This is a genomic window from Bacillus sp. NPDC077027, assembly GCF_050269555.1.
GTDB lineage: Bacteria > Bacillota > Bacilli > Bacillales > Bacillaceae > Bacillus.
Map to the genome: position 1 here is coordinate 365685 of NZ_JBNNIO010000003.1, position 14425 is coordinate 380109.

At 37.5% G+C, this 14425-nt stretch carries 15 protein-coding genes and 2 riboswitches; of the genes, 13 read left to right on the plus strand and 2 right to left on the minus strand.

Annotation, left to right across the window (positions count from 1 at the left end):
- The first annotated feature begins 250 nt into the window (after positions 1-250).
- The 7 genes from ACQKEZ_RS12325 (at position 251) to ACQKEZ_RS12355 (ending at position 6262) form a co-directional block, all read left to right on the plus strand.
- On the plus strand, positions 251-940 hold the full coding sequence (locus tag ACQKEZ_RS12325; protein WP_427301151.1) for a response regulator transcription factor: 690 nt from the start codon (positions 251-253) through the stop codon (positions 938-940).
- Between the two features lie 3 nt (positions 941-943).
- Positions 944-2302 carry a sensor histidine kinase gene (locus ACQKEZ_RS12330; RefSeq protein ID WP_427301153.1) on the plus strand — a complete coding sequence of 453 codons (1359 nt, stop codon included), beginning with the start codon at positions 944-946 and terminating at the stop codon, positions 2300-2302.
- Between the two features lie 67 nt (positions 2303-2369).
- Positions 2370-3059, plus strand: a complete 690-nt coding sequence (locus ACQKEZ_RS12335) for a PepSY domain-containing protein (RefSeq protein ID WP_427301154.1) — start codon at positions 2370-2372, stop codon at positions 3057-3059.
- 94 nt (positions 3060-3153) lie between these two features.
- A complete protein-coding gene (locus ACQKEZ_RS12340) occupies positions 3154-3672 on the plus strand; it encodes a PepSY domain-containing protein (protein WP_427301156.1) in 519 nt (172 codons plus the stop codon).
- A 78-nt stretch (positions 3673-3750) separates the two neighbouring features.
- Entirely contained in the window at positions 3751-3888 is a 138-nt protein-coding gene (locus ACQKEZ_RS12345) for a transcriptional regulator SplA domain-containing protein (protein WP_427301158.1), read from the plus strand.
- A 129-nt stretch (positions 3889-4017) separates the two neighbouring features.
- Positions 4018-4181: riboswitch (M-box (ykoK) riboswitch) on the plus strand.
- A 209-nt stretch (positions 4182-4390) separates the two neighbouring features.
- Positions 4391-5749, plus strand: coding sequence for a magnesium transporter (gene mgtE / locus ACQKEZ_RS12350; protein ID WP_427301160.1), 1359 nt, complete (start codon positions 4391-4393; stop codon positions 5747-5749).
- Positions 5750-5875: 126 nt separating this feature from the next.
- On the plus strand, positions 5876-6262 hold the full coding sequence (locus ACQKEZ_RS12355) for a hypothetical protein (protein ID WP_427301162.1): 387 nt from the start codon (positions 5876-5878) through the stop codon (positions 6260-6262).
- Between the two features lie 40 nt (positions 6263-6302).
- Here ACQKEZ_RS12355 and ACQKEZ_RS12360 read toward each other — a convergent pair whose 3' ends face one another.
- Positions 6303-6632: a MerR family transcriptional regulator gene (locus tag ACQKEZ_RS12360; protein ID WP_427301164.1), complete on the minus strand. Its 330-nt coding sequence runs from the start codon at positions 6630-6632 to the stop codon at positions 6303-6305.
- Between the two features lie 192 nt (positions 6633-6824).
- Between ACQKEZ_RS12360 and ACQKEZ_RS12365 the strand changes: the two genes are divergently transcribed.
- Together ACQKEZ_RS12365 and ACQKEZ_RS12370 are read left to right on the plus strand one after the other, a co-directional pair.
- The gene (locus ACQKEZ_RS12365) at positions 6825-7043 is read left to right on the plus strand and encodes a hypothetical protein (protein ID WP_427301166.1); all 219 of its coding nucleotides are present in this window, start codon (positions 6825-6827) and stop codon (positions 7041-7043) included.
- Between the two features lie 363 nt (positions 7044-7406).
- Positions 7407-7871 carry a MarR family winged helix-turn-helix transcriptional regulator gene (locus ACQKEZ_RS12370; RefSeq protein ID WP_427301168.1) on the plus strand — a complete coding sequence of 155 codons (465 nt, stop codon included), beginning with the start codon at positions 7407-7409 and terminating at the stop codon, positions 7869-7871.
- 38 nt (positions 7872-7909) lie between these two features.
- On the opposite strand, the gene ACQKEZ_RS12375 is transcribed toward ACQKEZ_RS12370, so the two are convergent.
- Positions 7910-10333 (minus strand): bifunctional diguanylate cyclase/phosphodiesterase, encoded by a 2424-nt coding sequence (locus ACQKEZ_RS12375; RefSeq protein ID WP_427301170.1) that lies wholly within the window; start codon positions 10331-10333, stop codon positions 7910-7912.
- A gap of 257 nt (positions 10334-10590) precedes the next feature.
- Between ACQKEZ_RS12375 and ACQKEZ_RS12380 the strand changes: the two genes are divergently transcribed.
- The 4 genes from ACQKEZ_RS12380 to ACQKEZ_RS12395 all read left to right on the plus strand — a co-directional run bounded on the left by ACQKEZ_RS12380 (position 10591) and on the right by ACQKEZ_RS12395 (position 14409).
- Entirely contained in the window at positions 10591-11235 is a 645-nt protein-coding gene (locus tag ACQKEZ_RS12380; protein WP_427301173.1) for a DedA family protein, read from the plus strand.
- Between the two features lie 47 nt (positions 11236-11282).
- Positions 11283-11451, plus strand: a riboswitch (yybP-ykoY riboswitch).
- 32 nt (positions 11452-11483) lie between these two features.
- Complete coding sequence (locus tag ACQKEZ_RS12385; protein WP_427301175.1) at positions 11484-12278, plus strand: TerC family protein; 795 nt, start codon at positions 11484-11486, stop codon at positions 12276-12278.
- A gap of 224 nt (positions 12279-12502) precedes the next feature.
- Positions 12503-13258, plus strand: a complete 756-nt coding sequence (gene sigI / locus ACQKEZ_RS12390) for an RNA polymerase sigma factor SigI (protein WP_427301176.1) — start codon at positions 12503-12505, stop codon at positions 13256-13258.
- Positions 13255-14409 carry an anti-sigma-I factor RsgI family protein gene (locus ACQKEZ_RS12395; RefSeq protein ID WP_427301178.1) on the plus strand — a complete coding sequence of 385 codons (1155 nt, stop codon included), beginning with the start codon at positions 13255-13257 and terminating at the stop codon, positions 14407-14409. Before sigI ends, ACQKEZ_RS12395 begins: the two co-directional genes overlap by 4 nt.
- Positions 14410-14425: the final 16 nt, after the last annotated feature.

Genomic DNA, 14425 nt, shown 5'->3' on the forward strand with positions numbered 1-14425 from the left:
TCATATGAAAACAGAAGAAGAATTGCGTAGTGATTTTGCTTATTCAAATAATGAAATAGGCTTAAAGAACTAAGTTGTTTATGTCTCTTTTTCAAAACAAGATCATAATAGTGGCGTTCAAAGTTTTTGTTAAAAAATATTTTAAACAATTAGAGATAAAATAAGAGATGCAAATTGTTGACTGTTCCAAACGTGGAAGGCAACATATAATAAATGAAGAGACGTGGCTGAAGAGATAGGAGAGATAGATGTGATAAAAGGGAAGATACTTGTTGTTGAAGATGAAAAGAAAATTGCAAGGGTACTTTCACTTGAACTAGAATATGAAGGATATGATGTCACAGTCAAAGAAACAGGGATGGAAGGGCTTAAAGCCCTCGAAGAACAGGTATATGATCTTGTTCTTCTAGATGTGATGATGCCTGAACTGAGCGGTCTTGAAGTACTGAGACGAGTGAGAAAGACGAATACAGATACGCCCATTATTTTAATTACAGCTCGAGATAGTGTGCCAGATAAGGTGAGCGGTCTTGACCTTGGCGCAAATGATTATATTACAAAACCGTTTGATATAGAGGAGTTATTAGCCAGAATCAGAGCACAGCTTCGTTTAAACATTGGTAAAAAACAAGAGGATGAAAATGAAGAACTAAGTCTGGAAGATTTGACCGTCAATGAGAAAACGAGAGAAATCGTAAGAGCGGGTCAAAGTCTAGAGCTAACGCCTCGGGAATATGATTTACTTGTTCATCTCCTCAAGCATCAGCAGCAAGTATTAACACGTGATCAACTGTTAACCGCAGTGTGGGGATTTGATTACTATGGTGATACAAATGTTGTGGATGTTTATATACGTTATTTAAGAAAAAAGGTCGATTACCCATTTGAAAAACAATTCATTCACACAGTCAGAGGTGTGGGTTATGTCATGAAAGGATAGAGAATGAGATTAAAAAATAAGATCCAACTGTATACCTCATTGTCTTTGTTTTTGATGATTTTGTTCATTCATACAGCGATTTATTTTATATTTTCATTTACGTTGACCCAAAAGGATATGTCACGTTTGTCTGAGGTGGCAGAAAATATTGCCATTGCATTAAAAAAATCTGAAGAAGAAGGATTGCCATCATCAGAGCTACTTAGAGCATATCTTCCGCAAAATGGCATGATTCGGATTGTGACAGTGGAGAATAAATCAAGCCTGACGATAACAAAGGATTCTTCTTTCAGTTCGTTGCCGTTCACATATGAATCAGGTCAAATTGTTGATATTAAGGAGTACCAGCAGCATATGGTTGCGTATGCGGCGATTCCGGTCATTTGGACAAACGGTGATATTGTTTCTCTACAAGTATATGAAGAGATCGAAAACACCGAAGAAAATCTGGCACTGTTAAAGATTATTTTAATTTCAGCCGGATTATCGTTTATTGTGCTCTCGTATTTTGCGGGCCATTTTTTAACAAAGCAAATTGTCCGTCCGATCAGCAGAATGACAAATACAATGAAAGATAGTATGAACGAAAAAGCCTTTAAACGAATTGAATTAAAGAGTGATTCAAAGGATGAACTGTATCAAATGGGACAGACATTTAACCAAATGGCAGAAATTCTGGAAAAGCACTATGAAAAAGAACAGCAGTTTTTACATGATGCTTCTCATGAATTGAAAACACCGATTACAGTCATTATGAGCTACAGCAATTTACTTAGACGATGGGGACAAAAGCGTCCAGAAGTACTTGAGGAATCCTCTCAGGCGATTCATGAAGAAGCCAAAAAAATGAAAAGGCTCACCGATCAGCTTCTGACGTTAGCTAAAAACGGTCAACCAATTTATTTAGATATTCAGAAAGTCATGTTAACTGAGGTCTGTAAACAGGTGATCAATACGCTTGAAGTAGCGACAAATCGCACAATACGTATTCATCATCAAGGAACAGATCGGGAGTTATTTACAATTGGCGACGAGGAAAAAATTAAGCAGCTCATTACGATTTTAATCGATAATGCCGTAAAATATAGTGATCAGCCGGTTGATGTGACATGTGGGCTAGATGAGGACAGACCATTTATTTCAGTCAGTGATAAAGGAATCGGGATTGGACAAGTGGATCAGCCGAAAATTTTCGATCGCTTTTTCAGAGTGGATGAAGCGAGAAATAGCGAAACTGGTGGAACAGGTTTAGGTCTTTCTATAGCGAAGCAAATTGCAGATGAACATGAGGCGGAACTGAAGGTGGAAAGCCAAGTTGGAGAAGGAACCACTATGACAATTCTTTTTCGAAAAATGAATTAAAAATAGGTCTTTCTCATCAATTTCTCATTTCTTCCTTATAAAATAGGAAATAGGAAGGAGGCGCTTCATGTCTAGAAAAATGAAAATGATCGTAGCAATCGTCAGTTTTCTGGCAGTTGCTGTCGTTCTGACGATGCTTATCATCCAAACCATTGATCAAAAAATATTAAGTGAATCTGACATTAAAAAGATCATTTCAAAAGACTACAATGGAGAACTGTCAAATGTATCTTTAATGAATAATAAAAAAGAATATACACTGACTCTTGAAAATTCGAATGGGATCTATCAAGTGATTGCTTCTGCCACAAGTGGCAAGATGATTGAGATGAAACAATTAAAAAGCTATCAAAAGCCAAACGAAAAAAATGAAGAGCTTAAGGCGGAAGAAGCGGCGACAAATGAGGTGAAAGGAACTGTTGTCCAGAAAAAAGAGAAGTCAAATCGTTACGTATTCACCATTCAATTTCAAAAAGAACTGTACCGAGTAGAAGTTGATAAACAAACGCTAAAAGTGATTAAGGCTGAAAAGAAAAAGACCTCATCTGCTGAAAAGAAGTTGACAAAAATCACAGTAGAGCAGGCAATAAAAATTGCTGTAAATGAAGTCGGAGGCGCCGTGGATGATGCCGATCTTGAAACCTTCAGTGGGATGCTTGTTTTTGAAGTCGAGCTCGATTTACCTGATGGACGAGAGGCAGAAGTACTTGTCAATGCTTATACAGGGGAAATCGAGGGCATTACTTATGAAAACTAATCTAATTCTCATGCTTTTCTCATTTTCTTTTCCTTCCTTTCTCATCTTGCTTCTATAAGATAAAGGAGAAATCACAAAGAGGAGGAATTCAAAAATGATGAAAAAAGTACTAGTAACTACAGTGTTAACCGGTGTTCTTGTTGCAGGAGGTTTTACGCTTCAGTCACAAACACCTGAGAATACAGCAAATGCAGAGCAGACGGTTCAAAAGAAATCATCGTTTGTTTCAAAAAAACAAGCTGAAAAGGCAGCACTTAAGGTTGTCAAAGGCTATGTTGATGACGTGGATTTAGAACGCAAAAAAGGCAAATGGGTATATGAAGTTGAAATTAAAAAAGGCGGCTTTGAATATAAAGTATATGTAGATGCTAAAACAGGAAAAGCATTAAATGATCCTGTGAAAGAAAAGAAAAAGAATGTCAAAATCACAAAAAAACAAGCTGAACAGATTGCCTTGAAGAAAGTGAAAGGAACTGTTACAGACTCAGATTTAGATAAAGAGAATGGTGTCTACATTTATGAAATAGAAATCGTGACTCCAAGTGGTGACGAGGTTGACTTTGAGATTTCTGCAAAAACAGGAAAAATCTTAAAGCAGGAATGGGATGACTAAGAGAAATGCTGAACCTTACACATTTATGTGTAAGGTTTTTATTATGGGACAAACTACAAAAAAGGAGGCGAGAATAACATGAAGAAGAAAGAAGAACAAAGTATGGACCAAGCAGAATATGTACCTCATCCAGATGGGGAAGGCTATGCGCTTTTCTTACATGACTCATTTCATCTTCTTTCCCAAGAAGATGCCCTCCAGCCAGAAGAAGAATAAAAAGAGAAGAAGCGAAAGTTTTTGTGCTGTCGCTTCTTTTTTAAAAAAGTAAGCGAATTCAACTATCAACATGCATCTTACATATTGACATCATCCAGCTTTTTCTGTAATCTCAGTGTGTTAACAAATATGAGACTTCGTTAGGTGAGGCTCCTGTATGGAGATACGCTGCTGCCCAAAAATGTCCAAAGACGCCAATGGGTCAACAGAAATCATCGACATAAGGTGATTTTTAACGCAGCTGGTATGATCCTATGCCATACAGTGCTAAAGCTCTACGATTGAAGGAGCAAGGGTTTATTTTGTCATGCTTACAAAGCGCCTTCATTTGTCTGAGGGTGCTTTTTTATTAGAAAAGGAGGTGTGGGGATGGATCATCCCGATTCGAGACGATTTGAAAGTAGATCAAAAGAGCAGGTAGAGACATCAGAAAGGGGAGATCCTGACCCCCGCACATTCTAAGGGTTTCAGGCATCTCCTGATTTTGGGGAGGTAACAACTTATGATACAAAACATCACATATGATGAACTTATTCTACGAATCATCATTTTATTAAGAGACGGAAAACGAAAAGAATTTAAAGCAATTATGGAGGAGCTCCAGCCATATGATATGGCATATTTGTTCAAAGAGCTTCCAGAAAAACATCGAAGTCGTTTTCTCACCTTTATCACAGTAGACGACATCACAGAGCTGATGGGAGAGCTTGAACGCGAATTCCAAGAGATTGTGCTCGAAAAGGTTGGAAAAGAAAAAGCGGCCTTAATCACAAATAAGATGGACAATGATGACTTAGCAAACTTATTCGACGAGATAGATGATGAACTAAAAGATCAATTGCTATCAAGTATGGAAGTAGAAGAATCTAAAGCGGTTCAACTTCTCATGAATTACCCAGCTGAAACAGCGGGACGGATTATGACAAACCGCTTCGTGTGGATTCCACAGCATTATACAGTTCAAGATGCGGTTGTAAAGCTGAAAAGCTTTGCTGAAATTGCTGAATCCATCAACTATTTATATGTCATCAATGATCAAAAACAGCTTGTTGGGGTCCTTTCTTATCGGGATTTAATTTTAGGAGAACCAGATGAGAAAGTGCAAGATCTGATGTTTACAAGGGTCATTGCAGTTGGTGCATTTCAAGATCAGGAAGAGATTGCAAAGCTGATTGAGCGTTACGACTTTCTTGCCATTCCTGTTGTGGAAGAGAACAATGTGCTCGTTGGAATCGTGACCGTTGACGATATCATCGACGTTGTCATTCAAGAGGCAGGAGAAGACTATGAAAAGTTTGCGGCTTCTGGTAAAGACATCACTTTTGAAACACCAGCTTTTGTTGCCGCATACCGTCGGCTCCCGTGGCTCATTTTGCTTCTATTTATTGGATTGATTTCGGGCAGTATTCTGAACTTTTTCGAAGATACACTGCAACAAGTCGTAGCACTTGCCTTTTTCATGCCAATGATCGCAGGGATGACAGGAAATACTGGGACACAATCATTAGCGGTTGTGATCAGAGGTTTGTCAAAAGAGGAATTAACGAAAAAAACGATCATGCGCTTGATCTTTAGAGAACTGCAAACGAGTATTTATATTGGGATCGTTTGCTCCATCATTATTACTGTCGTTGCGATGGTGTGGCAGGGAAATGTGATTTTAGGCTTTGTTGTTGGATCTTCACTGCTTGCGACATTGATTATTGGAACGATGGCTGGTACAGTTGTTCCGATTATTTTGCACAGATGTAATGTCGATCCAGCCATTGCATCTGGTCCACTAATCACGACGTTAAACGATATCTTATCGTTACTCATTTATTTTGGTATCGCAACTGCATTTCTTCATACGTTAATGTAAAGAGACGAAAAGCTGTAAACTGTTCTCATATAGAACAAGTTTACAGTCTTTTTTGTGTCTTTCATTCGTAATGATTGCATATAGCGCTTTCATCCTTTACATTTTAAGGAGAAGGTGGGAGATAGAATGAAAAGGCTATTATTGTTATTTGTTTGTGTCCTCATTTTAAGTGCATGCCAAAATGAAGATGCGGGGAAGGATAGGCGACTTGTTGCAGCGGAACATATGTTGGAGGCAATTACAGAAGGAAATATAAGAAAAATGAAACAAGTATATGTAGAAGGGGCTAAGCCAACACCAAAAGATCTATTAAAACTGAAAGCGGAGTGGGGGATCAGTTCGCTTTCATATGACGATTTTCGATTAGAAGAGGCAAGTATACATGTGTTCCATGCTATCTATATAGATGAAAAAAAAGAACAGGAAAAAGCGCTCGCTTTTCGAATCAAAGAAGATCCAAACAGGGGATCTTTGATTGATTTTGTCGGAGTCGTCGATAGGGGTTCAAAGTAAAAAGAATCGTTCATGAAAGAACGATTCTTTTTTTGATGCTTTATCGGTTTTTATATCGGAAATGTGCATTAATCTGACCTTCCAGCATTTTTTTCTTATACTGTCCACTTTTTAATGCTTGTTCTTTCTTTCTCATGTCCTTTAAAATTTCTGCTGTTTGTACACCATCTTCCCGTTTATTGGCGATATCCATCAATCGCTCTACATCAGAAAAGGAATATTTCCTTGTGCCTCTTGTTGATCGCTGGGGGTAGATGAGTTTACGTTCCTCATAATAACGGATTTGTCTGACAGAGAGTCCTGTCAACTCACTGACAATCCCTATAGAAATGACTTTTTTGTCTTTATAAGATAGATCTTCTTGCGTCATGTTCTCACCCCTGCAGGTCTTTTCTTCATATTATATAGAATACAAAGTGAAAAAACCTAACGTTTGTTAGAAAATATAACATACTTATGAAAGGAAATGAAGTTATATGAGAGAAAACTTAACAAATGAGATGCATTTAAAAACAATGACGATTATGCTTTAACTATATCAATCGTGAGGGGGGACCAAGTGATGGATCAAGCACAGATCATACGTATGGCAAAAGAAATAACTGCATTGGATGTGAAGAGAGAGGAGATGATGGAGCATTTCATGAAAGCTGCGGGCAAAGAGGCGTATGTTCTTCTCAGAGCTGTACAAAATGAAGTCCTCAAAAGATGTGTTCATGACGGTGCCGGAATTAAAAAAAGAGTATTTGTCCTTTTTCAACAAATCACGCCACAAGTCTGAGAATCCTATGTGACTTCAAGAAAAAATCACATAAGGGTTTCTTTTTTTGTCGTCCACAATATTATAGTAATATTAGAAATTGTAGAATGGTGACGAAATAATTGTAGTAAAGTATAGAGTCTTTACAGATTATGTTAAAAAATGTCGTATTATGAAGGTTTGCTGGAAAAGTATTTTTTCAGGGTGGATATGAAAAATAAGAAGGATTTTAAAAGTTTATAGCGAAAACTATACATAACACGAATGGAGTCACTCAGTTGGATGAAAGGGTTTTCAAAAGACGTACTTCTATTTTTTACGAAAGGCTCCAACTGCACCGCAAGATAGCCTTGAAGTTAAAAAAATCTTATAAGAGGTAGATATGTGATGAGACTATCGTTTAATGAAGAAGAAGTTGAGCGTTCAATGTCGTTGTACAAGGTTTTTGCAAGAGCTTTTAAAAGCGTTTCAGAACACAGTATTAGAGATAGCAAGGAGCATGGGTTTAACCCTACTGAGTTTGCGGTTCTTGAATTGCTTTACACAAGAGGCGCTCAAAAATTGCAACAAATCGGGTCACGTCTCTTACTTGTAAGTGGCAATGTGACGTATGTCATTGACAAGTTAGAACGAAATGGCTTTATTGAAAGGGAGCAAGATCCGAAGGATAAGCGCTCTGTTTATGCGCATTTAACCGAAAAAGGGCGTAGCTATCTTGATAAAATTTATCCCATCCATTCTCTCCGAATTGCAAGAGCTTTTTCTGGTTTGACAAGAGAAGAACAGGAGCAGTTGATTAGCTTGTTGAAAAAAGCAGGCATTCACAGCCAGCATTTATTATTTAGATAAAGTTTTTAAACAGAAAGGTGCCAAACAGGCACCTTTTTTTACGTTTCAATCTGTTCAAGTGGATAAGCAATAAACTTTTCCACCTCTTCAGAGGGAATTGGTCTTGAGTAATAAAAACCTTGCAGATCGTCACATCCCTGTGCCGATAGAAGCTGAGCTTGTTCAAAGGTTTCAACACCTTCAGCAATGACTTCTAAGGATAGCTGATGTCCCATTGCGATAATCGCTCCAGTAATCCGTTCTGATTTTGAATCGTGTTGAATATCTTCAATAAATGATTTATCAATTTTCAGTCTGTGAAGGGGTAGGTCCTTTAAATAGCTAAGAGAGCTGTGACCTGTACCAAAATCATCGATACTAATACGAACACCGATATGCTTAAGGGATGTCAGAATTTGTTTAGATTGTTTAATGTTATCCATCGTCATACTTTCAGTGACTTCCAGTTCGAGTAAATGCGGTTTTAGATCATATTTTTTTAACGTGCCCTTAATTAAATCAATCAAATCTTCCGAATGAAATTGCTTTGCCGATAAATTGACTGCGACTGGGATCAAAAGCCCTTTATCTTGCCATATTTTTGCTTGTCGACAAGCTGTATCAATGACCCACTTGCCTATATCAATGATCAGCCCTGACTCTTCCGCAAGGTCAATGAACTCATCTGGGGATTTTAAGGAACCATCAGGTGCTTTCATTCTTAGAAGGGCTTCCGTTCCTGTCATTTTCCTTGTTTTTGCACTGACTTGAGGCTGATAATGAAGAACAAATTGCTCTCTTTGGATGGCATCCCGTAGCTCAAGTTCTTTATTTAAACGGTCTTCACTTTGTTTTTCCATTGATTCTGTGAAGAATTCAAAGCGACTTTGTTTATATTTTTTCGATAAATACATCGCCATATCTGCTTTCCTCATCAGCTCCATACCATCAACCCCATTATGAGGAGAGATGGCGATCCCAATACTGATAGACGTATTGAGCTGATGATGTTGAATAAGAAATGGTCGTTCAAAATGTCGAATGATTTTTTTGGAAATTCGATTTATCTCTTCTAAATTTGAACCAATATCAGAAAAAATCATTAAAAATTCATCTCCGCCAAGTCTAGCGATAAAGCCGTTATCTGGTAAGCATTGTGTCAGTCGATTTGCGGCAGCTTTTAGCAATAAATCCCCAATGTTGTGTCCTAGTGCGTCGTTAATCACCTTAAAACGATTTAAATCGAGGAAAAGCACTGCAGTTGATTTGCCTGTCTCTTGTTGATGCGTGAGTACATCCTTTAAATGGTTGATCCCATGACGCCTATTCGGTAACTCTGTTAATTCATCGTAATGAGCCATAACATGAATTTCCTTTTCAGCAATGCGTTGTTTCGTTAGGTTCTTACAGATGAGATAAATGCTATCGAGATGCTTGTTGACATGGATAGGAATGTAAGTCACATGGAAATAATAAAATCGGTCAGCCGCTTTAATCTCTGCATCGTGTGTGATTGCTTTTTTCGAATAATGAAGGAAATGATGCCACTCATCATCTGACATTAAATGATTAGATAAGGTATCACCCAGCGATAATTGACAAATATTTAAAATCCGTTTACCTGCATCATTGGTTGAAAGGATTTTTCGATCCACAGATAAGACGATAATACCGTCAATATTGTGCTTAATCAATGATTGAAAACGTTGCTCATTTTCGCGCATCTTTTCCGCTTGTTTATTGATTCTATGATCAATAAAGGAACCAAAGATCATGAGCAATTGCACAATTAATGTCATGATACCAATAAAGATTGATAGGCTAAATGAGGTCATCTCGAAAGGACTGTCAAACTTGTTTGTGCCATCTGTATTGTGATACATGTTGGAGGCAGATATTACTGTGTAATGTATGCCAGCAATCGCTCCACCCATAATGAGAGAACCGAGAGTTTTCGATAATTGACGATGGATTTTCTTATTTGAATGATGTAGCTGGAAAAAGAACTTCATAGAAATAAAGGATGCAATGACGGCAATGAAAAAAGATAACAAAAATAAAGGGAGATTGTAATGGATCGTGATCTTTTCCATTGATTCCATTCCGAGATAATGCATACTACAGATTGCCGTTCCCATTGTAATAGAACTGAGAAGTAAACGTCTTGTAGAGATTGTACTTCTTGTGCAAATTGAAAATGCGATGAATGAACCGATAAAAGCAGCTATGAAAGATAATGCTAAAAGAAACGGTTCATAGGAGACTGCTATATGTAAATGAAGTGACATCATGCCTATGAAATGCATAGACCAAATGCCAATTGCCATCATCATTGCGCCGATCAAAAGCCACGCTATTTTTTTCGCACCGCTTGACATGATAACTCGACTAGCTAAATTAAGTGCTGAATAGGAGGCGACAACGGCAACAGTGACGGACAGAAAGACAAGCCATCCATTGTAACTTCCTGTTAATAGTGTCATGTTTAAAACCTCCTGTGTCATACTGTTCATACACCATTTATATCGGCTTGAAAAAAACAGTTTGAACAGATTGAATGACTTGATTTCATTTTTCATACACGATGAAAAAGCGGACAAAGACAAGTTTTTTATAGTAGAATCAAAATTAGTGTGAAAAAGTGGTGTTTGTGCGAATCATTTTAAGGTGCTGCTTCGTTTAATATGTATGTGGCATGCAAATGTGTATTATCGCCAAATTTCATTATGTTTGAAAGGGATTGATAGAGATCGAGGATTTAATTATTTCTTTAGCAGACGCTTTTAAAAGTTTGTCGTATTTCGGCATATTTTTAGCGCTTTGCATTGAATTTGTTCCTGCTGAAGTGGTATTGCCTCTAGCGGGGTACTGGGTTTCTGAAGGAGATATGGGTTTAATTGGTGTCGTAGTAGCCGGTTCACTTGGTGGTGTTGCTGGACCACTTACGTTGTATTGGCTAGGCCGCTATGGAGGGAGACCATTTTTAAATAAATATGGGAAATACTTTTTCATTAAACCAGAGTCACTCGATAAGTCGGACGATTTTTTTAAGAAACATGGCGGATTTGTTGCCTTTAGTGGGCGTTTTATCCCAGGTGTTCGTACGCTCATTTCCATTCCATGTGGTGTTGCAAAAATGAATGTATGGATATTTAGCTTATACACATTTTTAGCGATTACACCTATTACGTTCGTTTATGTGTATCTAGGTGTCATGCTCGGAAAGAATTGGAAAGAGGTTGGCTCCATATTAGAACCATATTTACTTCCGGTTGGAATAGGGATCGTTGTTTTATTTGTTCTCTATTTATTGCTGAAAAAAAGAAAGAAAAAGACGATATCAACTGAAAGTATTTCTTCTTTTATGAGTAAAGATAAACGTTGACAATCTTTTGTCTGTTTATTAAGATATAATTAATCTAAATATTCTCATATCCCATCAAAGGGGAGTAGCGTCCGGTTTAACCGGAAACAAAGTCGTCATTACATGGACTTGATCCATCGGCTTTGTTGGCATGATTTACATATCACATGTCTAGCAAGACCTTTGCCACTAACGGGCAAAGGTCTTTTTTGCATTCATAAGCCTTTGTCTGTTGTGGGAGAATAAAGACACATAAGGAGGAATGATTGATGGATGCAACAATAATTTTAGAATACGGGTGGGTTCTTCTCGTATTGATTGGACTCGAAGGGATTTTAGCGGCTGATAATGCACTTGTCATGGCTGTCATGGTGAAACACCTTCCAGAACAGCAAAGAAAGAGAGCACTGTTTTATGGGCTTGCGGGCGCTTTTATTATGAGGTTTGGTTCGTTATTCCTCATTTCGTTTTTAGTCGATGTATGGCAAGTTCAGGCGATTGGCGCAATTTATCTTCTCTATATTTCGATTCATCATATTTTAAAATCTCACTTTTTTAAAAAGAATAAAAATGAAACAAATTTGAAGCAAAGTGGTTTTTGGGCGACAGTTGTCAAAGTAGAGCTTGCAGATATTGCCTTTGCAGTTGATTCGATTTTGGCGGCTGTAGCACTTGCTGTGACCCTTCCAAAAACGACACTTCCATCAATTGGGGGCCTTGATGGTGGACAGTTTATTGTCATTTTATTAGGAGGTTTAATTGGTCTTGTGATTATGCGATTTGCAGCCACTGTTTTTGTCAAGTTGCTACAAACTAGACCGAGCCTAGAAACAGCAGCATTTGTTATCGTTGGCTGGGTTGGAGTGAAGCTAACACTTTACACACTTTCACATCCTGCAATCGGGGTTGTCTCTTCACATTTTATACATTCAACAACATGGAAAATCATCTTTTGGACCGTTCTGATTGGTATTGCCGCTGCAGGCTGGTTTCTATCCAATCCATCAAGGAATCGAGCCAAAAAGGACCAACTAGAAGAGTCAAAAAGTCCTGCGGAAGAATAGACGCAAAATTTCCTATGAAAGAAATATCATTTCATTTTCATAACACGTATATTACAAAAAAGGGGGAGATACCCCCTTATTTCTTTGCTTTTAAACGAAAATTTGTAAAGAAGATGATAAAACACCTGTCATATTTGAGAAACAGGGAATCAATTCCTCTTTTCTTCCTTTGCGCTTCTCTCGTAAATTAGCTATCATAAATGAGTAATATAGGGAGAACTGAGGTGAAACCATTGCTTAGCCTTTTGTTTAAAAAAGGAAAGAAAAAGCAAACACTTGAGCAGTCTGTTGAAAGCATTCAACAAGGCAACACAGAACTGCAAAATGCATTAATAGAGCAATACAAACCATTTGTCGCTAAGACGGTTTCATCCGTTTGTAAACGATATATAGATGAAAAAGACGATGAATTCAGCATAGGCTTAATTGCCTTTAATGAAGCGATAGAAAAATATTCTTCCGAAAAGGGAAATTCACTGCTTGCCTTTGCTGAACTGATTATTAAAAGAAAAGTGATTGATTATATCCGAAAAGAAGCAAGAAATGCACAAACGATTAATATGGATTTGCAGGAGAGTGAAAATGGAGAGTACTCTCAAAGCATGATTGAAGCAGAGCTTTCTGTAGATGAATATCGTCTGCTAATTGAACAAGAACAACGAAGAGAAGAAATACAGCATTTTAAAGAAAGACTCAAGGTATATGGCCTGACCTTTAATGAATTGCTTGAGCATTCACCTAAACATGCAGATGCCAGGCAAAACGCGATCAAGGTGGCTTATACACTCGTACAACACGATGACCTGAGAAATATCCTTTTTCAGAAAAAACAATTACCAGTCAAACAGCTAGAAAAACTTGTTGAGGTCAGCCGAAAAACGATTGAAAGAAATAGAAAATACATTATCGCAATGGCAATTATCATTACTGGTGATTATGTGTATTTGAAAGATTACCTTAAAGGGGTGCTTAATTCATGAGAAGAGGCATTATAGTAGAAAAAAACAAAAAATATGTCACACTGCTGACCCCTGATGGACAATTTCTAAAAACGAAGTATGAACAGCAAGATTATAAAATCGGTCAAGAAGTTGCATTTCCAAACGAAACGCGCATGGGAAGAAAAAGAGCCGGTTTTTTTGATCTGCTTCGTTTGCGCCCGCTGAAAGCGGGGATTTTATCCATAGCAGCGATTATTGTCGTTATTTTTACTATTATGCCGTCCTTCTCAGATCATAAGGCGTATGCTTATATGACAATTGACATTAACCCAAGCTTTGAATTAAAGCTTGATCATCGCTATCAGGTGATTGGTGTGACACCGCTTAATGAAGATGCAAAAAAAGTTCTCGCCAGTATAAAGGATTGGAAAAAAAGCGACGTGACAAACGTTGTCCATGAGATCATTGAAGATTGTGATCAAAAAGGATACATAAAAAGCTCTAAAAACATCTTGATTTCAACAGTTTATGAAAACAAACAAGATCATACATATAAAACAGAAGTGAAAAGTAAATTAGACAATATTTCCGTTGAATATAAAGAGCGGAATTACGATCTTGAAACCGTCGAGAGCGACCTTGAAACAAGAGAAAAAGCGCAAAAAGAAGGCATGTCTACAGGAACTTATCTTCGAAATAAACAAAGTCATGAAAAAGAAGATATCATGCAGGATGAAGAAACAGTAAATGATGATGCATTAACAGAAGAGAAGTCTGATCAAGATGAAAACAAAGAGGACCGTGTAGACGGAGAGGATCAAAAGGAAGAAAAGACGAGTGAACCTCAAACAGATCAGGACAAAGAGCTGCCAGAGTCAAAGAATGGAGAAAAAGAGCAGAAAGAATTAACGAAGGAAGAACCACAATCAAAACAAAAAATAACGGATAGTGATCAAACGAAACCAAAAGGAGAAACAAAGGAATCTAAAAAAGGTGATGACCAAAAAGATAAGTCCCCTTATTCAGCACCAGGAAAAGAAAAAGTGGATAAAGCGAGAGAACATGCCGAAAAACAAGCAAAAAAAAACGATTCTGACCTAAAACGACAGGATGAACGTCAAAAAAAGCATGGTTATAAGAAGGAATCACCGAAACGCTCAGATCGTTCAAATCATTCATATGAAAAGTGAAAAACGCCAGAAGGAC